Source organism: Mesorhizobium sp. RCAM 05104, assembly GCF_059683645.1.
In genome coordinates this window covers 6,879,713-6,898,092 of the sequence record NZ_CM185033.1, presented here as the reverse complement: position 1 = coordinate 6,898,092, position 18,380 = coordinate 6,879,713, and the positions used below count along the sequence as shown (strand labels likewise).

Here is an 18,380-nt window from a genome sequence, read left to right as displayed (position 1 = left end):
AGGGTGAGGGGTCCCGTATTTCCCAAAACTGTTGCGGCGATGCAACTTACATATAGAGAATGGCCGGCGCCACTCAGTGGGAGGTTGCCTGAATTGGCGCCGGCCAGACGGTCCTGTTTCGGATCGCCACGCCATCAGCCATATCTGAGTCTTTACGTTACGTCATGTGGGGGCATTGGATGGCTCCCGTTGTCAATTTCAGGAATAATCCTCCTTTGTGGCGCCCCCTCAGCAGAGGTTGCCATGCCTCAAAAGACCCCTTCCCGCAAGTGCGGCATCCGATGTGCTGCAAATCGACAAAGCTGGATATCCAGGCGCTGATAGACAGGCTTGGGCCCTGTCACGGATCGCGGCATCAGGATCCAGTCGGAATATTCGGCTGCTCGAGATGGAACTCCGCGGGCCGCGACCGCCATCCGGTGTTCTTCACGGTCATCCCTGACGGCGAGGGCCAGCAGCGGGAGCGGAATCGGGGCTGGAAGCCGACTTTTGAGCGAGGGTTACGAGCCGTTACCTTACGTCAGGGCTCACGACACCGTGCTGCAACACTGGTCCGGCATGTTCTTTGCGTCAGCTACATTGAGTGGGCAACGGAGCCGAAACCATGCATCGAAACGACGCAGAACTGTGTGCGCGGGCGAGCGCACGGGGCATCAGGATCTATCAACGTTCAAAAACGGTTTGGATTGCGGAGGGGAGTTATAAAGGCCGCACCTTTGAGGTGAAAGGACGCACTCCGGGACCTACGCTCGTATTGTGGAAGGAAGCCACCCGATACAGAGGTTCAGGAATATAGATATGGCCCGCGGCCTGGCCTCTGCCTTCAGCGAATCCATTTTCGCAAAAGATGGCCCGCATCCAAGTCGATCGTTCGTTCGATCGGGATATCAAAATACCAGACGGCCGCCTCGTACTATCTAGCGCAAACTGCGATGCGCCCTCCACATCGCAACAATCAGCCCCGCTTCGGCGGGGCTCTTGTGCTATAATAGCACAAGTAACTTCTACCCAACCTGACGGGCGGCACTCCAGTACAACAGAGATCTACCGACTATGCGGCAGCCGCGTTCGCGGAAACGGCACGATCGTCAACAACGGAGCCTTCTGGAATTCTGCGGCCGCTATTTCTTCAATCATCACGTCAAGCCTCGCACAGACGCTCCGGCTCGTTTCGTCTTGGCCGCAAAGGCGGTTTTGTGCGCACTCCAAAAGCTCTCGCGCTACAGCGAAATCGCTTTGCATGGCAACACCACGGGTTAGCACGGCACTCGTATCGTCACCCCACTTAGTTGCGCGATTGCTAATATAAATATCGGCAATTTATGGATTGTTTGAAAGAAGCGGCGAGCATCATGAAAGATGGTAGACGCAGATTCTTATCTGGCGCATCGCGCTAACGAGCCCCTGCCGCCCAGCGTGCGCCATCCATGCGCCACCGAATCCCCGCCAACAGCTCGAAATCCTCGGGAAACTCCGGAAACGCTGGCAATTAAGGCAAATCATCATACTGCGTGAAATAACACCGGATTTGTTGCTAACTTATTGAATTTATTGGTGAGCGCGATGGGATTCGAACCCATGACCTACTGATTAAAAGTCAGTTGCTCTACCGGCTGAGCTACGCGCTCCCGCGGGCGCGAAAGGCTGCCCTCGAAATTGCGCGGAACATAGGGAGAGTGCCTCGGCCGGTCAACCGGAAAAAGAGGGCTGGCAAGCCGGGCTTTCGCAGCCCTATCACCGTGCCTGACCGGCCGTTTCAATCAAGAGGGAAACGATCCTGGCCAAGCCATTGTACGCCTCTCGCCAGCGCTGCGCACGGGCTGGAGAAACATTACAAATCAGTAACTTGGCATTTGGCGAGGAACCTTCCCCCGCATCGCCCGTTGTCTCGCCACAAGGGACGTCAATCACCCTTTCGAAGGAGAAGACAATGAACAAGATCGTATCGGGTATACTGGCGACCTCCCTGTCAGTTTCGTTCGCGGCGGCCGCCATGCCGGCCAATGCAGCGCAGATATTCGTGCCGCAGGCACCGGAGGCTTCGTCAAATATTCTGAACATCGAAGCCCGCAACGGTGATCTCCAATGGAAGTACCGTCATGGGGACCGCCGGAATTTCAACCGCAATCGGACCTTTGCCCGAAACAGCGGCAATAGCGTCTATTGGAATGGTCATCGCGGCTATCGCGAATACCATCGCGGCTATCGTCGCCATGGCGACAACTGGTTCCCGCTGGCTGCTTTCGCCACCGGTGCCCTGATCACCGGCGCCATCATCAACAACGAGAACAATCGCGTCTATGAAGGCAACGCGCATGTCCAGTGGTGCTACGACCACTATCGCAGCTATCGCTCTTCGGACAACACCTTCCAGCCGAACTACGGCCCTCGCCGGGAATGCCGGTCCCCCTACTGATCCGGGGATGAGCATCGCTCTCTGACGAGTGTTGGACAGAAGCCCGCGCCGGAAACGGCGCGGGCTTCCTCTACGCGCTCAGCGTCCTGCGAACAGCGTCGCGCCAACCTGCGAGTTTGACGGCTCGAGTGGATTCTTCCATGTCCGGCTGGAACCGTCGCTCAAGCGCCCAGCTTTTCGCGAACTTCTTGGTATCCGGCCAAACACCGGCTTTCGAACCGGCGAGCCACGCAGCGCCGAGCGCCGTCGTCTCCAGAATGGTCGGACGGTCGACCGGCGCGTCGAGAATGTCGGCCAGCCGTTGCATGGTCCAGTCCGATGCCACCATACCGCCATCGACCCTGAGCACCGTTTTGGCCGAAGTCCCCTTCCAGTCCCTGCGCATGGCGTCGAGCAGGTCGCGCGTCTGGTAGGCCACGGCTTCCAGGGCGGCCCGGGCAAACTCCGCCGGTCCGGAATTACGGGTCAGGCCAAAGATGGCGCCGCGTGCCTCGGCGTCCCAGTGCGGTGCGCCGAGCCCGACAAAGGCCGGCACCAGATAGACGTTTTGCGTCGGATCGGCCTCGGCCGCCAACTTGCCGCTCTGCTCGGCCTTGCCGATCACCTTGATGCCGTCGCGCAACCACTGCACAGCGGCACCGGCGATGAAGATCGAGCCTTCCAGCGCATAGGTCGTCTTGCCGTTCAGCCGGTAGGCGATGGTCGTCAGCAACCGGTTCTTCGAGCGCACCAGGTCGGCACCGGTGTTGAGCAGCGCGAAACAGCCGGTGCCATAGGTGGACTTCATCATGCCCGGCTCAAAGCAGGCCTGACCGATGGTCGCGGCATGCTGGTCACCGGCGACGCCGAGAATTCTTATTTCGGCACCAAAGAGGTTTTTGTCCGTGATTCCATAATCATCGGCGCAGTCTTTGACCTCAGGCAGCATTTTGGCAGGGATGTTGAGGATAGACAGCAGCTCGTCGTCCCAGGCATTCTCTGCGATATTGTAGACCAGCGTGCGCGAGGCGTTGGTGGCGTCCGTGGCGTGGACCTTGCCGCCGGTCAGCCGCCAGATCAAAAAGCTGTCGATGGTGCCGGCCAGCAGTTCGCCCTTCTCGGCGCGTTTTCTGGCGCCCTTCACCTTGTCCAGCATCCACGCGATCTTGGTGCCGGAGAAATACGGATCGAGCAGCAGGCCGGTCTTTTTCGTGAATGTCTTCTCCAGCCCCTGTTTCTTGAGCTTGTGACACAGCGGCGCGGTGCGCCGGTCCTGCCAGACGATGGCATTGTGGATCGGCTTGCCGGTCGCCCTGTCCCAGATGACGACGGTCTCGCGCTGGTTGGTGATGCCCAGCGCCGCCATCTCGGAGGCATGCCGGCCGGTCTTCTTCAGTGCCGCCTTCACTGTCGCCACAACGCTTGCCCATATCTCCTCGGGATCGTGCTCGACCCAGCCGGACGCCGGGTAGTGCTGGGTGAATTCCTTCTGCCCACTGCCAACGACCTTCATCTTGTCGTCGAACAGGATCGCCCGGGTCGATGTCGTTCCCTGGTCGATCGCCAGCACAAAACCGCTCATTCCAACGTTCTCCGCCTTGATACAAAGAAGGGAGACGGCAACAAGCCGCCTCCCCAATTTCACACGGGCGCGAGCGCCCGCATAGGACAGTCTTACTTCTGCCAGCTCTTCACCAGCTCATCATAGTTGATGGTGATCGGCTTTTCCTTCTCGTTCTCGATCTTCAGCTGCGGAGCGAGATTGCCTTTCTTGACCGCGTCGGCGTTCCAGTAGGCGAGATCATGCTCTTCGGCCATCTTCGGGCCGATATCGCCCTGGACGCCCGACTTCTCGATGCGGCTCATAACCTTTTCCTGCTCGCCGCACAGCGAGTCCATTGCTTCCTGCGCCGTCTTGGCACCGGACGACGCATCGCCGATCGCCTGCCACCAGAGCTGTGCCAGCTTCGGATAGTCAGGCACGTTGGTGCCGGTCGGCGACCACTGCACGCGGGCCGGCGAGCGGTAGAACTCGATCAGACCGCCGAGCTTGGGCGCACGTTCGGTGAAGCTCTTGTCGTGGATCGTGCTCTCGCGGATGAAGGTGAGGCCGACATGGCTCTTCTTCACGTCCACGGTCTTCGAGGTTACGAACTGCGCGTAGAGCCAGGCGGCCTTGGCGCGGTCCGTCGGCGTCGACTTCATCAGCGTCCAGGAACCGACGTCCTGATAGCCGAGCTTCATCCCGTCCTTCCAGTAGACACCGTGCGGCGACGGTGCCATGCGCCATTTCGGCGTGCCGTCGTCGTTCAGCACCGCCTTGGCGCCCGCGTCGACCATCGAGGCGGTGAAGGCGGTGTACCAGAAGATCTGCTGGGCAACCGCGCCCTGCGCCGGGACCGGTCCCGATTCAGAGAAGGTCATGCCCTGGGCTTCCGCCGGAGCGTAGGCCTTCAGCCAGTCGAGATACTTCTGGATCGAGTAGACGGCAGCAGGACCATTGGTGTCGCCGCCGCGTGCCGTGCAGGAGCCGACCGGTCGTGAATTCTCGTCGACCTTGATGCCCCATTCGTCGACAGGCAGGCCGTTCGGAATGCCCTTGTCGCCATTGCCGGCCATGGACAGCCAGGCATCGGTGAACCGCCAGCCGAGCGACGGGTCTTTCTTGCCGTAGTCCATGTGGCCGTAGACCTTCTTGCCGTCGATCTCGCGGCCGGTGAAGAACGCGGCGATATCCTCATAGGCAGACCAGTTGACCGGAACGCCGAGGTCGTAGCCGTACTTCGCCTTGAAGTCCGCCTTGTTCTTCTCGTCGTTGAACCAGTCGTAACGGAACCAGTAGAGGTTCGCGAACTGCTGGTCGGGAAGCTGGTAGAGCTTCTTGTCCGGAGCCGTCGTGAACGAGGTGCCGATGAAGTCTTTCAGGTCGAGGTTCGGGTTGGTGACATCCTTGCCCTCGCCCGCCATCCAGTCGGTCAGATTGCGCACCTGCTGGTAGCGCCAGTGGGTGCCGATCAGGTCGGAATCGTTGACCCAGCCGTCATAGAGGTTCTGGCCGGTCTGCATCTGGGTCTGGATCTTCTCGACGACGTCACCTTCCTGGATGACGTCATGCGTGATCTTGATGCCGGTGATGGCGGTAAAGGCCGGCGCCAGCACCTGAGATTCATACTGATGCGTGGCGATGGTTTCCGAGACGACCTTGATGTCCATGCCGGCGAACGGCTTGGCTGCGTCAATAAACCACTGCATTTCGGCTTCCTGGTCGGCGCGCGAAAGCGTCGAAAGCGGGCCTATCTCCTTGTCCAGAAAGGCTTTTGCTTCGTCCATCCCCGCGTAGGCATTGCCCGCGCCCAGCAATAGGACAAGGGCAGTCGTTGATGTTAAAAATTGCCGTCGCATTAGTTTCCTCCACTGTTTCAGGTTTCAAGTGCGATCTGGAGCGGCGGCCGGCACGCTGTCGCTCCAACAGTTTCCCCCTCTATACGTAGCGGAACACGCCAATGGCGTAGACTACGGAGAGAGCGAGAGCCCACCACAGGTTGGATCCGACAAGACCCAGCCAAGCGAGATGGATAAAGGCGCTGCCGAGCAGCGACAGGAAAAGACGGTCGCCGCGCGTCGTCTCGAAGCGCAGGATGCCGACGCGCGGATTACCGCCCGGCGCGGCGTACTCCCACACCGCCATGCCGCACAGCAGCAGCAGGATGGTTGCGAAGAAGGCCGCCGTCGGCCACGTCCACGCCATCCAGGTGAGGTCGAAATTCATGATCATACCCTCCCCAGGGCAAAGCCCTTGGCGATGTAGTTGCGCACGAACCAGATGACCAGCGCGCCGGGGATCAGCGTCAGCACACCGGCGGCGGCGAGAAGGCCCCAATCCATGCCGGCGGCCGAAACCGTACGCGTCATCGTGGCGGCGATTGGCTTGGCATCGGTGGTCGTCAGCGTGCGGGCGATCAGCAATTCTACCCACGAGAACATGAAGCAGAAGAAGCAGGCGACGCCGATGCCGCTCGCGATCAGCGGCATGAAGATCCTGACGAAGAAGCGCGGGAACGAATAGCCGTCGATATAGGCGGTCTCGTCGATTTCCTTCGGCACGCCCGACATGAAGCCTTCCAGGATCCACACCGCCAGCGGCACGTTGAACAGGCAGTGCGCCAGCGCCACCGCGATATGCGTATCGATCAGGCCAAAGGCCGAGTAGAGCTGGAAGAACGGCAGCGCGAACACCGCCGGCGGCGCCATGCGGTTGGTCAGCAGCCAGAAGAACAGATGCTTGTCGCCAAGGAAGCGGTAGCGCGAGAAGGCGTAGGCGGCCGGCAACGCCGCCGCCACCGAAATCACCATGTTCATCACCACATAGGTGATCGAGTTGATGTAGCCCGAATACCAGGACGCATCGGTGAAGATGGTGACGTAGTTGGCGATCGTCGGCGCATGCGGGTAGAGCGTCAGCGACGAGACGATCTCCGCATTTGTCTTGAAGCTCATGTTGATGAGCCAGTAGATCGGCACCAGAAGCACGATTATGTAGAGCGTCGGCACGATCCACCACCAGCGGGATTCCTCGCCGCGCCGCCGCATGCGCCTGTCGAGATCGCTATGCGACAGCGAACTGGCGAGACCTTCGGTGGCGGCGGATCCGTTCATCGCATTCCGCTCGGTTCGTTCATTGGCGCCGCTCATCTCAGCGCTCCGCGTCATAGTTGGTCATCACGGTGTAGAACACCCACGACAACAGGAGGATGATGAGGAAGTAGACGAGCGACATGGCCGCGGCTGGACCGAGGTCGAACTGGCCAAGCGCCGTCTTGACGAGGTCGATCGACAGGAACGTCGTCGAATTGCCTGGGCCGCCGCCAGTGACGACGAAGGGTTCGGTGTAGATCATGAAACTGTCCATGAAGCGCAGCAGCACGGCGATCAGGAGAACGCGCTGCATCTTGGGCAATTGGATGTAGCGGAACACCGCCCAGCGCGAGGCACCGTCTATCTTGGCCGCCTGATAGAAGGCGTCGGGGATGGAGACGAGGCCGGCGTAGCAAAGCAGCACGACGAGGCTGGTCCAGTGCCAGACATCCATGATGATGATGATGACCCAGGCGTCGAACGGGTCCTGCACATAGTTGAAGTCGATGCCCAGCGCGTTGATGTAGTAGCCCAGCAGGCCGATGTCGTTGCGCCCGAACACCTGCCAGATGGTGCCGACGACGTTCCACGGGATCAGCAGCGGTAGGGCCATCAGCACCAGGCAGACCGGTACGCCCCAGCCCTTCTTGGGCATGTTGAGCGCGATGAAGATGCCGAGCGGCACTTCGATGGCGAGGATGATGAAGGAAAAAATCAGGTTGCGGGTCATCGCCTCCCAGAAGCGGCGCGACGACAGCAGTTCCTCGAACCACTCGGTGCCCGCCCAGAAGAAGACGTTGTTGCCGAACGTGTCCTGCACCGAATAGTTGACCACGGTCATCAGCGGAATGACGGCCGAGAATGCCACCAGCACCAGCACCGGCAGCACCAGGAACCAGGCCTTGTTGTTCCAGGTCTTGTCCATCTATGCCCCCATCTCGACACGCCAGGAATCGGCGTAGATGTTGATGCCGGCTGGGTCGAACCGCACCTTCGGATCGGCGGGGACGGTTTCGTCCTCGCCGATAACCGCCGCGATGTCGCGGCCTTCCAGTCTGGCGCGCACGACCTTGTGGCGGCCGACATCCTCAACCTTGCTGATGGATACGGACATGCCGTCGCGACCAAGTCTTACATGCTCTGGACGGATACCAAGCTCGATGGCGCCGCCGCCTGCCTTGGGTGCGCCCGGAAGTTCGATCCGTTGCGAGCCGAGGGTCGCCGTCTTGCCGTCGATCGCCACCGGCATGACGTTCATGCCGGGAGAGCCGATGAAATAGCCGACAAAGGTGTGGCGCGGCCGTTCGAACAGTTCCGCCGGTGTGCCGATCTGGACGATGCCGCCATCATACATCACCACGACCTGGTCGGCGAAGGTCAGCGCCTCGGTCTGGTCGTGGGTGACATAGACCATGGTGTAGCCGAACCGGCGGTGAAGCTGCTTCAATTGAGAGCGCAGCACCCATTTCATATGCGGGTCGATGACGGTCAGCGGCTCGTCGAACAGGATGGCGTTGACGTCGGAGCGCACCAGCCCACGGCCGAGCGATATCTTCTGCTTCTGGTCGGCGGTCAGGCCCCTCGCCTTCTTCTTCGCCCACGACGCCAGATCGATCATCTCCAGCGTCTCGCGCACCTTGCGGTCGACATCGGCTTCCGGCACGCCGCGGTTGCGCAGCGGGAAGGCCAGATTGTCGTAGACGGTCATGGTGTCGTAGATGACCGGGAACTGGAACACCTGCGCGATGTTGCGCTCCTGCGTCGACAGATTGGTCACGTCCTTGCCGTTGAACAGCAGCTGGCCATGCGAGGGATGCAGCAATCCCGAAATGATGTTGAGCAGCGTGGTCTTGCCGCAGCCCGAGGGTCCCAGCAGCGCATAGGCGCCGCCGTCCTCGAAGGTGTGATGCACTTCCCTGAGCGCGAAATCGGCATCCTTCCGCGGATTCGGCAGGTAGGAATGCCTGATATGGTTGACGTCGATGCGCGCCATCTCTTTCCCCTCAAGCCGCCAGCTTCGGCGCGCTCACGGCGCGGCCGTGCTCGTCGAAAACCATGATGTGGCGCGGATCGATGAACACCTCGACCACCTCGTCAGGCTCGAAATCGCGAATGCCGGGGGTCAGCATGACCCAGCGCGCATCGGCGAAATCGAGATGGATGAAACTCTCCGACCCGGTGATCTCGGTGATCGTCACCTTGGCCCGCACCGGCACCGCCGCCGCGTTGGGCCGCTCGAGCGACAGGTGGTGCGGCTGAAAGCCGATCGTATAGATGGCATCGGCAATGCCGGAGAGTTCGGCCGGCACCGGCAGGTTCACGCCGCCCTCAAGCAGGAAATCCCGGCCCTTCTTGGCCAGCACGATGGTGTTGAGCGGTGGATCGGAAAACGTCCTGGCCGTCACCAGGTCGGCCGGCTTGCGGAACACCTCGATGGTCGGTCCGAACTGGGTGATGCGCCCTTCAGAAAGCGTCGCCGTGTTGCCGCCGAGCAGCAGCGCCTCATGCGGCTCGGTGGTGGCGTAGACGAAGATGGTGCCGGCGGCGGCGAATATCCTGGGCAATTCGGCGCGTAGTTCCTCGCGCAATTTGTAGTCGAGATTGGCCAGCGGCTCGTCGAGCAGCACCAGGCTGGCATTCTTGACGATGGCGCGCGCCAGGGCCGTGCGCTGCTGCTGGCCACCCGACAGGTTAAGCGGCGTGCGGTCGAGATAGGGCGTCAGCTTGAGCAGCGCCGCAGCTTCCCGCACCTGGCTGTCGATCCTGGCCTGCTCGACGCCAGCCACCCGCAGCGGCGAGGCGATGTTTTCGTAGACGGTCATCGCCGGATAGTTGATGAACTGCTGGTAGACCATGGCGATCTTGCGCTTCTGCACCGGCACGCCGGTGACGTTCTGGCCGTCGAACCAGACCGAGCCGGAGGTCGGCACATCGAGACCCGCCATCAACCGCATCAGGCTGGTCTTGCCGGAAAGTGTGGGTCCGAGCAGAACGTTGAGCGAGCCGTGCTGAAGCGTCAGCGACACATCGCGGATATGCTCTGCCGCACCGACCGTCTTGGTGACGTTTCTCAGTTCCAGCATGACGCCTCCTCCCAGGCTTTATGCATCAGCTCCAAGCCTTCTTCATTCCGCAGCCACGACATGCCGCCGGCTTATTCCGCGCATGAATTCATCAAGCGCCGCCGCCTGCTCGCGGCCGAGATGCAGGCCGCGCTTGGTTCTGCGCCACAGTACATCCTCGGCCGTGACGGCCCATTCGTTTTCAACGAGATAACGCACCTCGGCTTCGTAGAGATCGGCGCCGAAACCGCGGCCGAGATCGGCATTCGACCTGGCAAGGCCGAGCAATGTCCGGGCGCGTGTCCCGTAAAGCCGGGTCAGCCGGCGGGCCATGCGCGCATCCAGGAACGGATAGGCCGACTTCAGTTTCGCCACTTCGGCGTCGAAACCGGTCGCCGGAAAATCGCCGCCCGGCAGCGGTGCATTTGCCGTCCATGGCTTGCCACGCTTGCCGAGGAAACCCTCGATCTTCTCCAGCATTGATTCCGACAGCCGGCGATAGGTGGTGATCTTGCCGCCGAAGGCATTGACGATCGGGGCGGTGCCCTCGCCGCCATCGGCCTTCAGCACGTAGTCGCGCGTTGCCTCCTGCGCCTTGGAGGCGCCGTCATCGTAGAGCGGACGGACGGCGGAATAGGTCCAGACGATGTCCGAGCGCTTGACCGGCTGCGCGAAATACTCGCTCGCCGCGGCACACAGATAATCGATCTCGGTCTCGCTGATCTTCACGTCGTGCGGATCGCCGGGATAGTCTTGGTCGGTGGTGCCGATCAGCGTGAATTCGTCCTCGTAAGGAATGGCGAAGATGATGCGGCCATCCTTGTTCTGGAAGAAATAGGCGCGCGGATCGTCGAACTTCTTGCTGATGACGATATGGCTGCCCTGCACAAGGCGGACATTGTGCACATCGTTCATGCCGACCACGCCGGAAAGCACATGATCGACCCATGGCCCGGCGGCATTGACCAGCAGCCGCGCCTTGATCTCTTCGATCTCCCCGGTCTGCAGGTTCTCGATCTTGATTGTCCACACGCCACCTTCGCGGCGCGCTCCAACCACCTTCGTGCGGGTTCGGATCGTTGCGCCGCGATCGGCGGCATCCCGGGCATTGAGCGCCACCAGACGCGCATCGTTGACCCAGCCATCCGAATATTCGAAGGCTTTCTTGAAAAGCGGTTTCAGCGGCTTGCCGGCCGGATCCCTGGCCATATCCAGCGTCCTGGTCGCCGGCAGCAATTTGCGCCCGCCAATGTGGTCGTAGAGAAAGAGACCGAGCCTGATCAGCCAGGCGGGCCGCAGGCCCTCGGCATAGGGCAGCACGAAACGCATCGGCCAGATGATATGGGGAGCGTTCTTCCACAGAACCTCGCGTTCCATCAGCGCCTCACGCACCAAACGAAACTCATAGAACTCAAGATAGCGCAGGCCGCCATGGATCAGCTTGGTCGAACCTGAGGAGGTACCGCTGGCTAGGTCATTCATCTCGGCGAGAAAGACGGAAAAGCCACGTCCGGCGGCATCGCGGGCGATGCCGCAACCATTGATGCCGCCACCTATGACGAAAATGTCACGGATCGGAGATGCGTCCACAAGTTCCTCCAACGATTTCGCATTGCACCATTTTTGGCTTTTTACGAAACCGTGGCGGAATTATTTCGAAATGAGAACGAATGTCAAACGAAATATCACAAGCACGTGAAAGGCTCGTAATGGCACCCTGAAAAGTCGCTAACCGGCGGACGTCTCGATGAGCTGAACCTCCGCTTCCTGGCAGATCTTGCGCACCGATGGGATGTCGCAACGGTCGGTGATGAAAGTGTTGACCTGGGACAGATGGCCAATGCGCACCGGCGCCGTGCGCTCGAACTTGGTCTGGTCGGAAACCAGAATGACGTGCCTTGCATTGGCGATGATCGCTTGCGCCACCTTGACCTCGCGAAAGTCGAAATCGAGCAAGGCGCCGTCATGGTCGATCGCCGACGCGCCGATCACGGCATAGTCAACCTTGAACTGCCTGATGAAATCGACCGCGGCTTCGCCGACAACGCCACCATCGGAGCCGCGCACGACGCCGCCGGCGATGACCACCTCGATCGAAGGATATATGCGCATCCTATTGGCAACATTGATATTATTGGTGATGACCATCAGGCCGGTGTGGTCCAGAAGCGCCTTGCTGACCGCCTCCGTCGTCGTGCCGATGTTGATAAACAGAGAGGCGTTGTCGGGAATCAGCCTTGCCGCAGCGCGGCCGATCGCCTCCTTCTCCTCGGCGGCGATCTTGCGCCTGGCCTCATACTCCATGTTCTCTATGCCGGATGGAAACAGCGCGCCGCCATGGATACGGGAAAGCAGCCGCTGGTCACACAGGTCGTTGAGATCCTTGCGTATGGTCTGCGGAGTCACGTTGAAATGGCTGGCCAGATCATCGACCAGCACGCGACCATGGTCCTTGGCCATCTGGATGATTTCGGCATGGCGCGGCGACAGATACATAAGGCAAGCTCCCGTTTTCGTTTTTCTTGTCTATAGTCGAAAACGAAACAGATGAAAAGGCATAAGCCGGCTAATGAAAATCACATGATTGCAAAGGCAAACCCCAACGCAATCCCGGCCGGGCCCGATCAAGCCATGTCGCGCGCGATTTCGGTGATGACGATGAAAGCCGCATCGACGTCAGTGGCGGTCGTTTCGAACTGGCCGACCTGGAACCGGATTGCCACCCTTCCGTCGACCCTCGTTTGCGTCAGATAGATGCGACCGTCGTCGTTGATCGCATTGACCAGCCGCAGATTGTGCTCGTCCGCGTCGGCGCTGGTTGCAGCTTTGTGCCGGAACGAAAACAGCGACAGCATGGGTTCGCTGACGATCTCGAAATCCGCCTCCCCCGCCAGCCGTGCGGCAAGACCCTCGCTCCACGCCACATGATCGCGGATCATCGTCCGCAGCTTTTCCAGCCCGTGCGCACGCAACAGAAACCACAATTTGAGCGCGCGGAAGCGCCGGCCCAGCGGTACCGACCATTCGGAATAGTTGATGATGCCGTCATGGCCATGGGTCTTCAGATAGTCCGGCTTGATGGCCAGCGTCCTGACATGGCTTTCGGGATCGCGCAGGAACTGGATTGAACAGTCAAACTGCGCGCCCAGCCATTTGTGTGGATTGAAGACAATCGAGATCGGCGCCTTCGACGCCGGCCCAGAAATGCCGGTATTCCGGGCAGATCATCGCCGATCCCGCCCAGGCCGCATCGACGTGAAGATAGAGCCCATGCCGTTTCGCCACCTCGGCAACCGTGGCAATGTCGTCGGTGCCGCCTGTGCTGGTGCCACCAACGCAGGCGATGATGCCCGCAGGCAGCATTCCGGCTTGCCGGTCGGTGACGATTGCCGCTTCGAGGGCCGCGGTATCCATGGCGCGAAAGCGGCCGGCGACCGGGATGCGCACGAGATTGTCCTCGCCGATACCCGACACCCAGATTGCCCGGTCGATCGAGGTGTGCACCTGGTCCGACGAATAGATGCGCAACCGCGCCTGCCCGGCCAGTCCCCTCTTGTTGCCTTGCCAGTCGAGCGCCCGCTCGCGCATCGTCAAGACCGCGGCCAGTGTCGCCGACGAGGCCGAATCCTGGATAACCCCGGAGAAGCCTTCCGGCAGGCCGAGCGCCTGGCGCATCCAGTCGACGGTCCGCGTTTCGAGTTCGGTCGCTGCGGGCGAGGTCTGCCACAACATGCATTGGGCGGCCATCGCCGACACCAGATACTCCGCCACCACCGAGACCGGCGCGGCATTCGCCGGGAAATAGGCAAAAAAGCGCGGATGCTGCCAATGCGTCATCCCCGGCAGAACCTTCTCCTCGAAGTCGGCGAAGATCCTGTCCATCGGCTCCGCGACTTCAGGCGGCGAAGCTTCGATGCTCCTGAAAATGTCACCCGGCTTGACCCGCGGCCGCACCGGCCGGTCGCGAAGTGTGTTGCGGTAGTCGGCGCCCCAGTCAGCGGCGCGCCGCGACCAATGCCGGAATTCATCGTTGTTCATCTTGTCCTCCCGACATGATCCCTCACCGCCATCCGTCGCGGTTGGCTTCTCAAGATCAATACATGTGAAATACAAGAAACCGCCAGCCAGGCGCTCCTAGCCAGGGAAATCCGGCAGGCTGGCAAAGGCCGTCTTCAGTGCATTCGACCAGCCGTCCGAGATGGTGCGGTAATACTGGTCGTCCTGGCCGATCCGCCTCTTCAACCCAACCTTGAAAGCATCTTTTTCCAGGAAGAGCATGTCGAGCGGCAGGCCGACGGACAAATTCGACTTCAGTGTCGAATCGAACGACACCAAAAGTAGCTTCACCGTCTCGGCAAGGCTCATCGTCTTTTCATAGGCGCGGATGATGATCGGCTTGCCGTATTTGGTCTCGCCGATCTGGAAGAAAGGCGTGTCGTCGGTCGATTCGATGAAATTGCCCTCGGGATAGATCATGAAAAGCCGCGGCTCGCTGCCCTTGATCTGACCGCCGAGAATGAACGAGGCATTGAAGTAGGAATCCGCCTTTTCACCGGCCGGTGACGAACTGGCGATCACCTCCTTGACGGTATCGCCGACCATCCGCACCGTCTGGTACATGGATGGCGTTTCCAGCAGAGTGGAGTGTCGCTCCGAGATAGCCTTGGTGCGCTCGTCGAGCAGGCTGACCACCGCCTGGGTCGTCGCCAGGTTGCCGGCCGACATCAAGACGATGACGCGCTCGCCCGGCTCTTCCCAGACATGCATCTTCTTGAAGGTGGAGATCGAATCCATGCCGGCATTGGTGCGCGTGTCCGACATGAACACGAGCCCGCGATCGATCTTCAGGCCGACGCAATAGGTCATGGAATCTCTTCTAGCTGCAATCCTGGGGGATTACTGCTCCACCGTGACGGTGACCGCAAGCTGTTCTTCCGCCTGTCCCAGCCGAATCCCCGACACCGGTGTGGCGTCGCGGTAGTCGCGACCGGTTGCCACCTTTACATAGCGTTCGTCCGGAGAAATGCCATTGGCGGCATCGAAAGCAACCCAGCCAAGACCCGCGACATGCGCCTCGGCCCAGGCATGGCTTGCCGCCTGCTCTACCGTCGCGTCCAACATCAGATAACCGCTGACGTAGCGGGCCGGAAAGCCCATGGCGCGCGCAGCGGCCGCAAAGATGTGGGTGTGATCCTGGCAGACACCGCTCTTGAGCGCCAACGCTTCCTCTGCCGGCGTCGTCGCGGTGGTGCTGCCCGGCGTGTAGGCGACGCGTTCACCGATGATCGCCATCAGCCTGTGCAGCCTTTCGATATCGGTCCCCTTGTCGACGGATGCGGCGAGTCCGCGAATGCCGCTGCCGATCGCCGTCAATGGCGTTTCATGGCTGTAAAGCCAGAGCGGGGTAAAGCCCTGATGTGGTCCGGAGACGCCCGCGGTGTCGCGCGTCACCACTTCGCCGGATGCTTCCACCGTGATGAAGTCGCGCTCGCCCTCGACGCTCAACAGCCGTGTATCGTTGCCGAAATGGTCAACAAAACGAACCTCTTCGCGCGCGCCTTCGATGACCAGGGCCCAGGACAGAACGGTCTGCGTCGATCCGCTGACCGGAAGCAGCCGCAGCCGCTGCAACAAATATTGCACCGGCGCATCATAGCGGTACTCGGTCCTGTGGGTGATCTTCAGCCGCATGCTTTTGTTCCGTTTGTGAGCATGATGTTGTCCGAAAACCGGTTCCCACTTTTCGCTGACGCGGTCCTTCGGTTCGGGATCATGCTCAATTGAACCGGTAATCTTGCGCGATCTCGTTGCCGAGCTTGGTGTTGTCGCGAATGAAGGCGGCCAGGAATTCATGAAGGCCGGCGTCGAATATGTCCTTGATCGACCCGGCTCTCAGCATCGCCTGCGTCTTCTCGGCGGTCGCGTGGCAGGCGTGACGTTCGCCGTAGTCGTCGCCGAGGAACTTCAGGTGTTCGGACAGGAAGCGATAGCAGAAGGTCAGCGAACGCGGCATGCGGACATTGAGGATCAGGTAGTCGGCAATGTTGGTTGGCTTGTAGTCGGCGTCATAGACCCAGCGATAGGAGCGGTGCGCCGATACTGAGCGCAAGATCGATTCCCACTGATAGTTGTCGAGCGTCGAGCCAACCCAGGAGATCGACGGCAACAGCACATAGTATTTCACGTCGAGAATGCGTGCCGTGTTGTCTGCGCGCTCGACATAGGTGCCGAGCTGCGAGAAGTCGAAGATCTCGTTGCGCAGCATGGTGCCGTAGAACGAACCGCGGATCAGCGCCGTCTCGCGCTTGATCGCGTCGAGCACGCTGGGCAGGTCGCGCTCGTCGATAGGCTTGGCCAGCATCCGTTTCAGCGCCATCCAGGCTTCGTTGATGCTTTCCCAGGTTTCGCGCGTCAGCGCGGTGCGCACCATGCGGGCATTGTTTCGGGCTGTCTCGATCGCCGCCATCGTGCTCGATGGGTTCGACGTATCGCGCAGCAGGAAGTCGGCGACGTTGGCGGCGGTATAATCCTGGTATTTCTGCGTGAAGGCGGCGTCGGAGCCGGCGCTGAGCAGCACCGAGTTCCATTCCTCCGAGGCGCTTTGCGTGCGGGTCAGCGCCATGCGCAAGCCGGCATCAACCAGGCGCGCCATGTTTTCGGCCCGCTCGATATAACGGTTCATCCAGTAGAGTCCGTTGGCGGTCCGGCCTAAAAGCATCCAAAATCCTTCAAATGAAAATCAGTCATCCAGCACCCATGTGTCCTTGGTGCCGCCGCCTTGCGAGGAATTGACGACTAGCGAGCCTTCCTTGAGCGCGACGCGCGTCAGCCCGCCCGGCACGATCTGGATGCGGTCGGAGACCAGCACGTAAGGCCTGAGATCGACATGGCGCGGCGCCAGCCCCTTGTCGGTCAGGATCGGGCAGGTCGACAGCGCCAGTGTCGGCTGGGCGATGTAGTTCGAGGGTTTTGCCTGGAGTTTCTTTGCAAAAGCCTCGCACTCCTTCTTGGTCGCCGCCGGACCGACCAGCATGCCGTAGCCGCCGGAGCCGTGCACTTCCTTGATCACCAACTCGTGGATGTGCTCGAGCACGTATTTCAGACTGTCGGGCTCGGAACAGCGCCAGGTCGGGATGTTGCCGAGGATCGCCTTGCGGCCGGTGTAGAACTCGACGATCTCGGGCATGTAGGAATAGATCGCCTTGTCGTCGGCGATGCCGGTGCCCGGTGCGTTGGCGATGGTGATGTTGCCGGCCCGGTAGACATCCATGATGCCGGGTACGCCAAGCGCCGAATCTGGCCGGAAGGTCAGCGGATCGAGGAAAGAATCGTCGACGCGACGATAGAGCACGTCGATCTGCTTGTAGCCTTCGGTGGTGCGCATCGCGACGTGGCCGTCGACGACGCGCAAATCCTGGCCCTCGACCAGTTGAACGCCCATCTGGTCGGCAAGGAAGGCGTGTTCGAAATAGGCGGAATTGTAGCTGCCGGGCGTCAGCACGGCGATGGTCGGCGCACCCTTGGTGCCTTGCGGGCGCACCGCCGCCAGCGATTGGCGCAGAAGCTGCGGGTAGTTCTCCACCGGCCGCACCTTGATCTTCTGGAACAGCTCGGGGAACAGCTGCATCATCGTCTCACGGTTTTCCAGCATGTAGGAGACGCCCGACGGAGTGCGTGCGTTGTCCTCCAGCACGTAGAATTCGTCCTCGCTGATGCGCACGATATCGACGCCGATAATGTGGGTGTAGACGCCGGCCGGCGGCCGCACGCCAATCATTTCCGGCAGAAAGGCCTCGTTCCTGGCGATCAGCTCCGTGGGAACACGGCCGGCGCGCAGGATTTCCTGGCGATGGTAGATATCGTCGAGGAAAGCATTCAGCGCCTGCACGCGCTGCTCGATGCCTTGCGTGAGGCGTCGCCATTCATTGCCCGAAATGATGCGCGGAACGATATCGAACGGGATCAGCCGTTCGGATGCTTCCTGCTCGCCATAGACGGCGAAGGTGATGCCGGTCTTGCGGAAGACGCGTTCGGCGTCCTGCATCTTCTCGGTAAGTCTGGCTGGATCCTGCTCCTTCAGCCAGCGATCATAAGCCGAATACGGTCTTCTCAATCCGGAGACTTCCGGAAGCATTTCGTCGAACGCTGCCAATCGCATACTCCCCTGTGACGCCATTTCACTGACGTCGCCGGAGAAAATCAAGCGCAATCGGTGATTTGGGAGATCCCGACGATCAGTAAGTTGCGCCTGCCTAAAATTGAGGCAGCTGAAATACGGCCTTGGTCAG

At 60.7% G+C, this 18,380-nt stretch carries 14 protein-coding genes, 1 tRNA gene and 1 pseudogene; 1 reads left to right on the top strand and 15 read right to left on the bottom strand.

Going from position 1 to position 18,380, the window contains the following annotated elements; all coding sequences use genetic code 11:
* Nucleotides 1-1,552 precede the first annotated feature (1,552 nt).
* Nucleotides 1,553-1,628, bottom strand: a tRNA-Lys gene (locus AC56QP_RS33660).
* Between the two features lie 302 nt (nucleotides 1,629-1,930).
* Between AC56QP_RS33660 and AC56QP_RS33655 the strand changes: the two genes are divergently transcribed.
* On the top strand, nucleotides 1,931-2,416 hold the full coding sequence (locus AC56QP_RS33655) for a BA14K family protein (RefSeq protein ID WP_489861630.1): 486 nt from the start codon (nucleotides 1,931-1,933) through the stop codon (nucleotides 2,414-2,416).
* A 70-nt stretch (nucleotides 2,417-2,486) separates the two neighbouring features.
* Here AC56QP_RS33655 and glpK read toward each other — a convergent pair whose 3' ends face one another.
* The 14 genes and pseudogenes from glpK to AC56QP_RS33585 all read right to left on the bottom strand — a co-directional run bounded on the left by glpK (nucleotide 2,487) and on the right by AC56QP_RS33585 (nucleotide 18,244).
* Nucleotides 2,487-3,977: a glycerol kinase GlpK gene (gene glpK / locus AC56QP_RS33650; protein ID WP_489861631.1), complete on the bottom strand. Its 1,491-nt coding sequence runs from the start codon at nucleotides 3,975-3,977 to the stop codon at nucleotides 2,487-2,489.
* A gap of 92 nt (nucleotides 3,978-4,069) precedes the next feature.
* Nucleotides 4,070-5,797: an ABC transporter substrate-binding protein gene (locus tag AC56QP_RS33645; protein WP_023764872.1), complete on the bottom strand. Its 1,728-nt coding sequence runs from the start codon at nucleotides 5,795-5,797 to the stop codon at nucleotides 4,070-4,072.
* Between the two features lie 79 nt (nucleotides 5,798-5,876).
* On the bottom strand, nucleotides 5,877-6,164 hold the full coding sequence (locus AC56QP_RS33640; protein ID WP_091575611.1) for a DUF2160 domain-containing protein: 288 nt from the start codon (nucleotides 6,162-6,164) through the stop codon (nucleotides 5,877-5,879).
* A gap of 2 nt (nucleotides 6,165-6,166) precedes the next feature.
* The gene (locus tag AC56QP_RS33635; protein ID WP_489863454.1) at nucleotides 6,167-7,051 is read right to left on the bottom strand and encodes a carbohydrate ABC transporter permease; all 885 of its coding nucleotides are present in this window, start codon (nucleotides 7,049-7,051) and stop codon (nucleotides 6,167-6,169) included.
* Between the two features lie 37 nt (nucleotides 7,052-7,088).
* Nucleotides 7,089-7,955 carry a carbohydrate ABC transporter permease gene (locus AC56QP_RS33630; RefSeq protein WP_489861632.1) on the bottom strand — a complete coding sequence of 289 codons (867 nt, stop codon included), beginning with the start codon at nucleotides 7,953-7,955 and terminating at the stop codon, nucleotides 7,089-7,091.
* The gene (locus tag AC56QP_RS33625) at nucleotides 7,956-9,023 is read right to left on the bottom strand and encodes an ABC transporter ATP-binding protein (protein WP_489861633.1); all 1,068 of its coding nucleotides are present in this window, start codon (nucleotides 9,021-9,023) and stop codon (nucleotides 7,956-7,958) included. It abuts the gene before it with no gap.
* A gap of 10 nt (nucleotides 9,024-9,033) precedes the next feature.
* Entirely contained in the window at nucleotides 9,034-10,113 is a 1,080-nt protein-coding gene (locus AC56QP_RS33620; RefSeq protein ID WP_489861634.1) for an ABC transporter ATP-binding protein, read from the bottom strand.
* Nucleotides 10,114-10,155: 42 nt separating this feature from the next.
* Nucleotides 10,156-11,682 carry a glycerol-3-phosphate dehydrogenase gene (glpD, locus tag AC56QP_RS33615; protein WP_489861635.1) on the bottom strand — a complete coding sequence of 509 codons (1,527 nt, stop codon included), beginning with the start codon at nucleotides 11,680-11,682 and terminating at the stop codon, nucleotides 10,156-10,158.
* Nucleotides 11,683-11,820: 138 nt separating this feature from the next.
* Nucleotides 11,821-12,588: a DeoR/GlpR family DNA-binding transcription regulator gene (locus tag AC56QP_RS33610; RefSeq protein WP_489861636.1), complete on the bottom strand. Its 768-nt coding sequence runs from the start codon at nucleotides 12,586-12,588 to the stop codon at nucleotides 11,821-11,823.
* A 128-nt stretch (nucleotides 12,589-12,716) separates the two neighbouring features.
* Nucleotides 12,717-14,130, bottom strand: a pseudogene (locus AC56QP_RS33605) (pyridoxal phosphate-dependent decarboxylase family protein).
* Between the two features lie 96 nt (nucleotides 14,131-14,226).
* A complete protein-coding gene (locus AC56QP_RS33600) occupies nucleotides 14,227-14,958 on the bottom strand; it encodes a proteasome-type protease (protein ID WP_256750328.1) in 732 nt (243 codons plus the stop codon).
* A gap of 30 nt (nucleotides 14,959-14,988) precedes the next feature.
* The gene (locus AC56QP_RS33595) at nucleotides 14,989-15,783 is read right to left on the bottom strand and encodes a transglutaminase family protein (RefSeq protein ID WP_489861638.1); all 795 of its coding nucleotides are present in this window, start codon (nucleotides 15,781-15,783) and stop codon (nucleotides 14,989-14,991) included.
* Nucleotides 15,784-15,868: 85 nt separating this feature from the next.
* Entirely contained in the window at nucleotides 15,869-16,810 is a 942-nt protein-coding gene (locus AC56QP_RS33590; RefSeq protein ID WP_489861639.1) for an alpha-E domain-containing protein, read from the bottom strand.
* A gap of 21 nt (nucleotides 16,811-16,831) precedes the next feature.
* Complete coding sequence (locus tag AC56QP_RS33585; RefSeq protein WP_167364903.1) at nucleotides 16,832-18,244, bottom strand: circularly permuted type 2 ATP-grasp protein; 1,413 nt, start codon at nucleotides 18,242-18,244, stop codon at nucleotides 16,832-16,834.
* Nucleotides 18,245-18,380 lie beyond the last annotated feature (136 nt).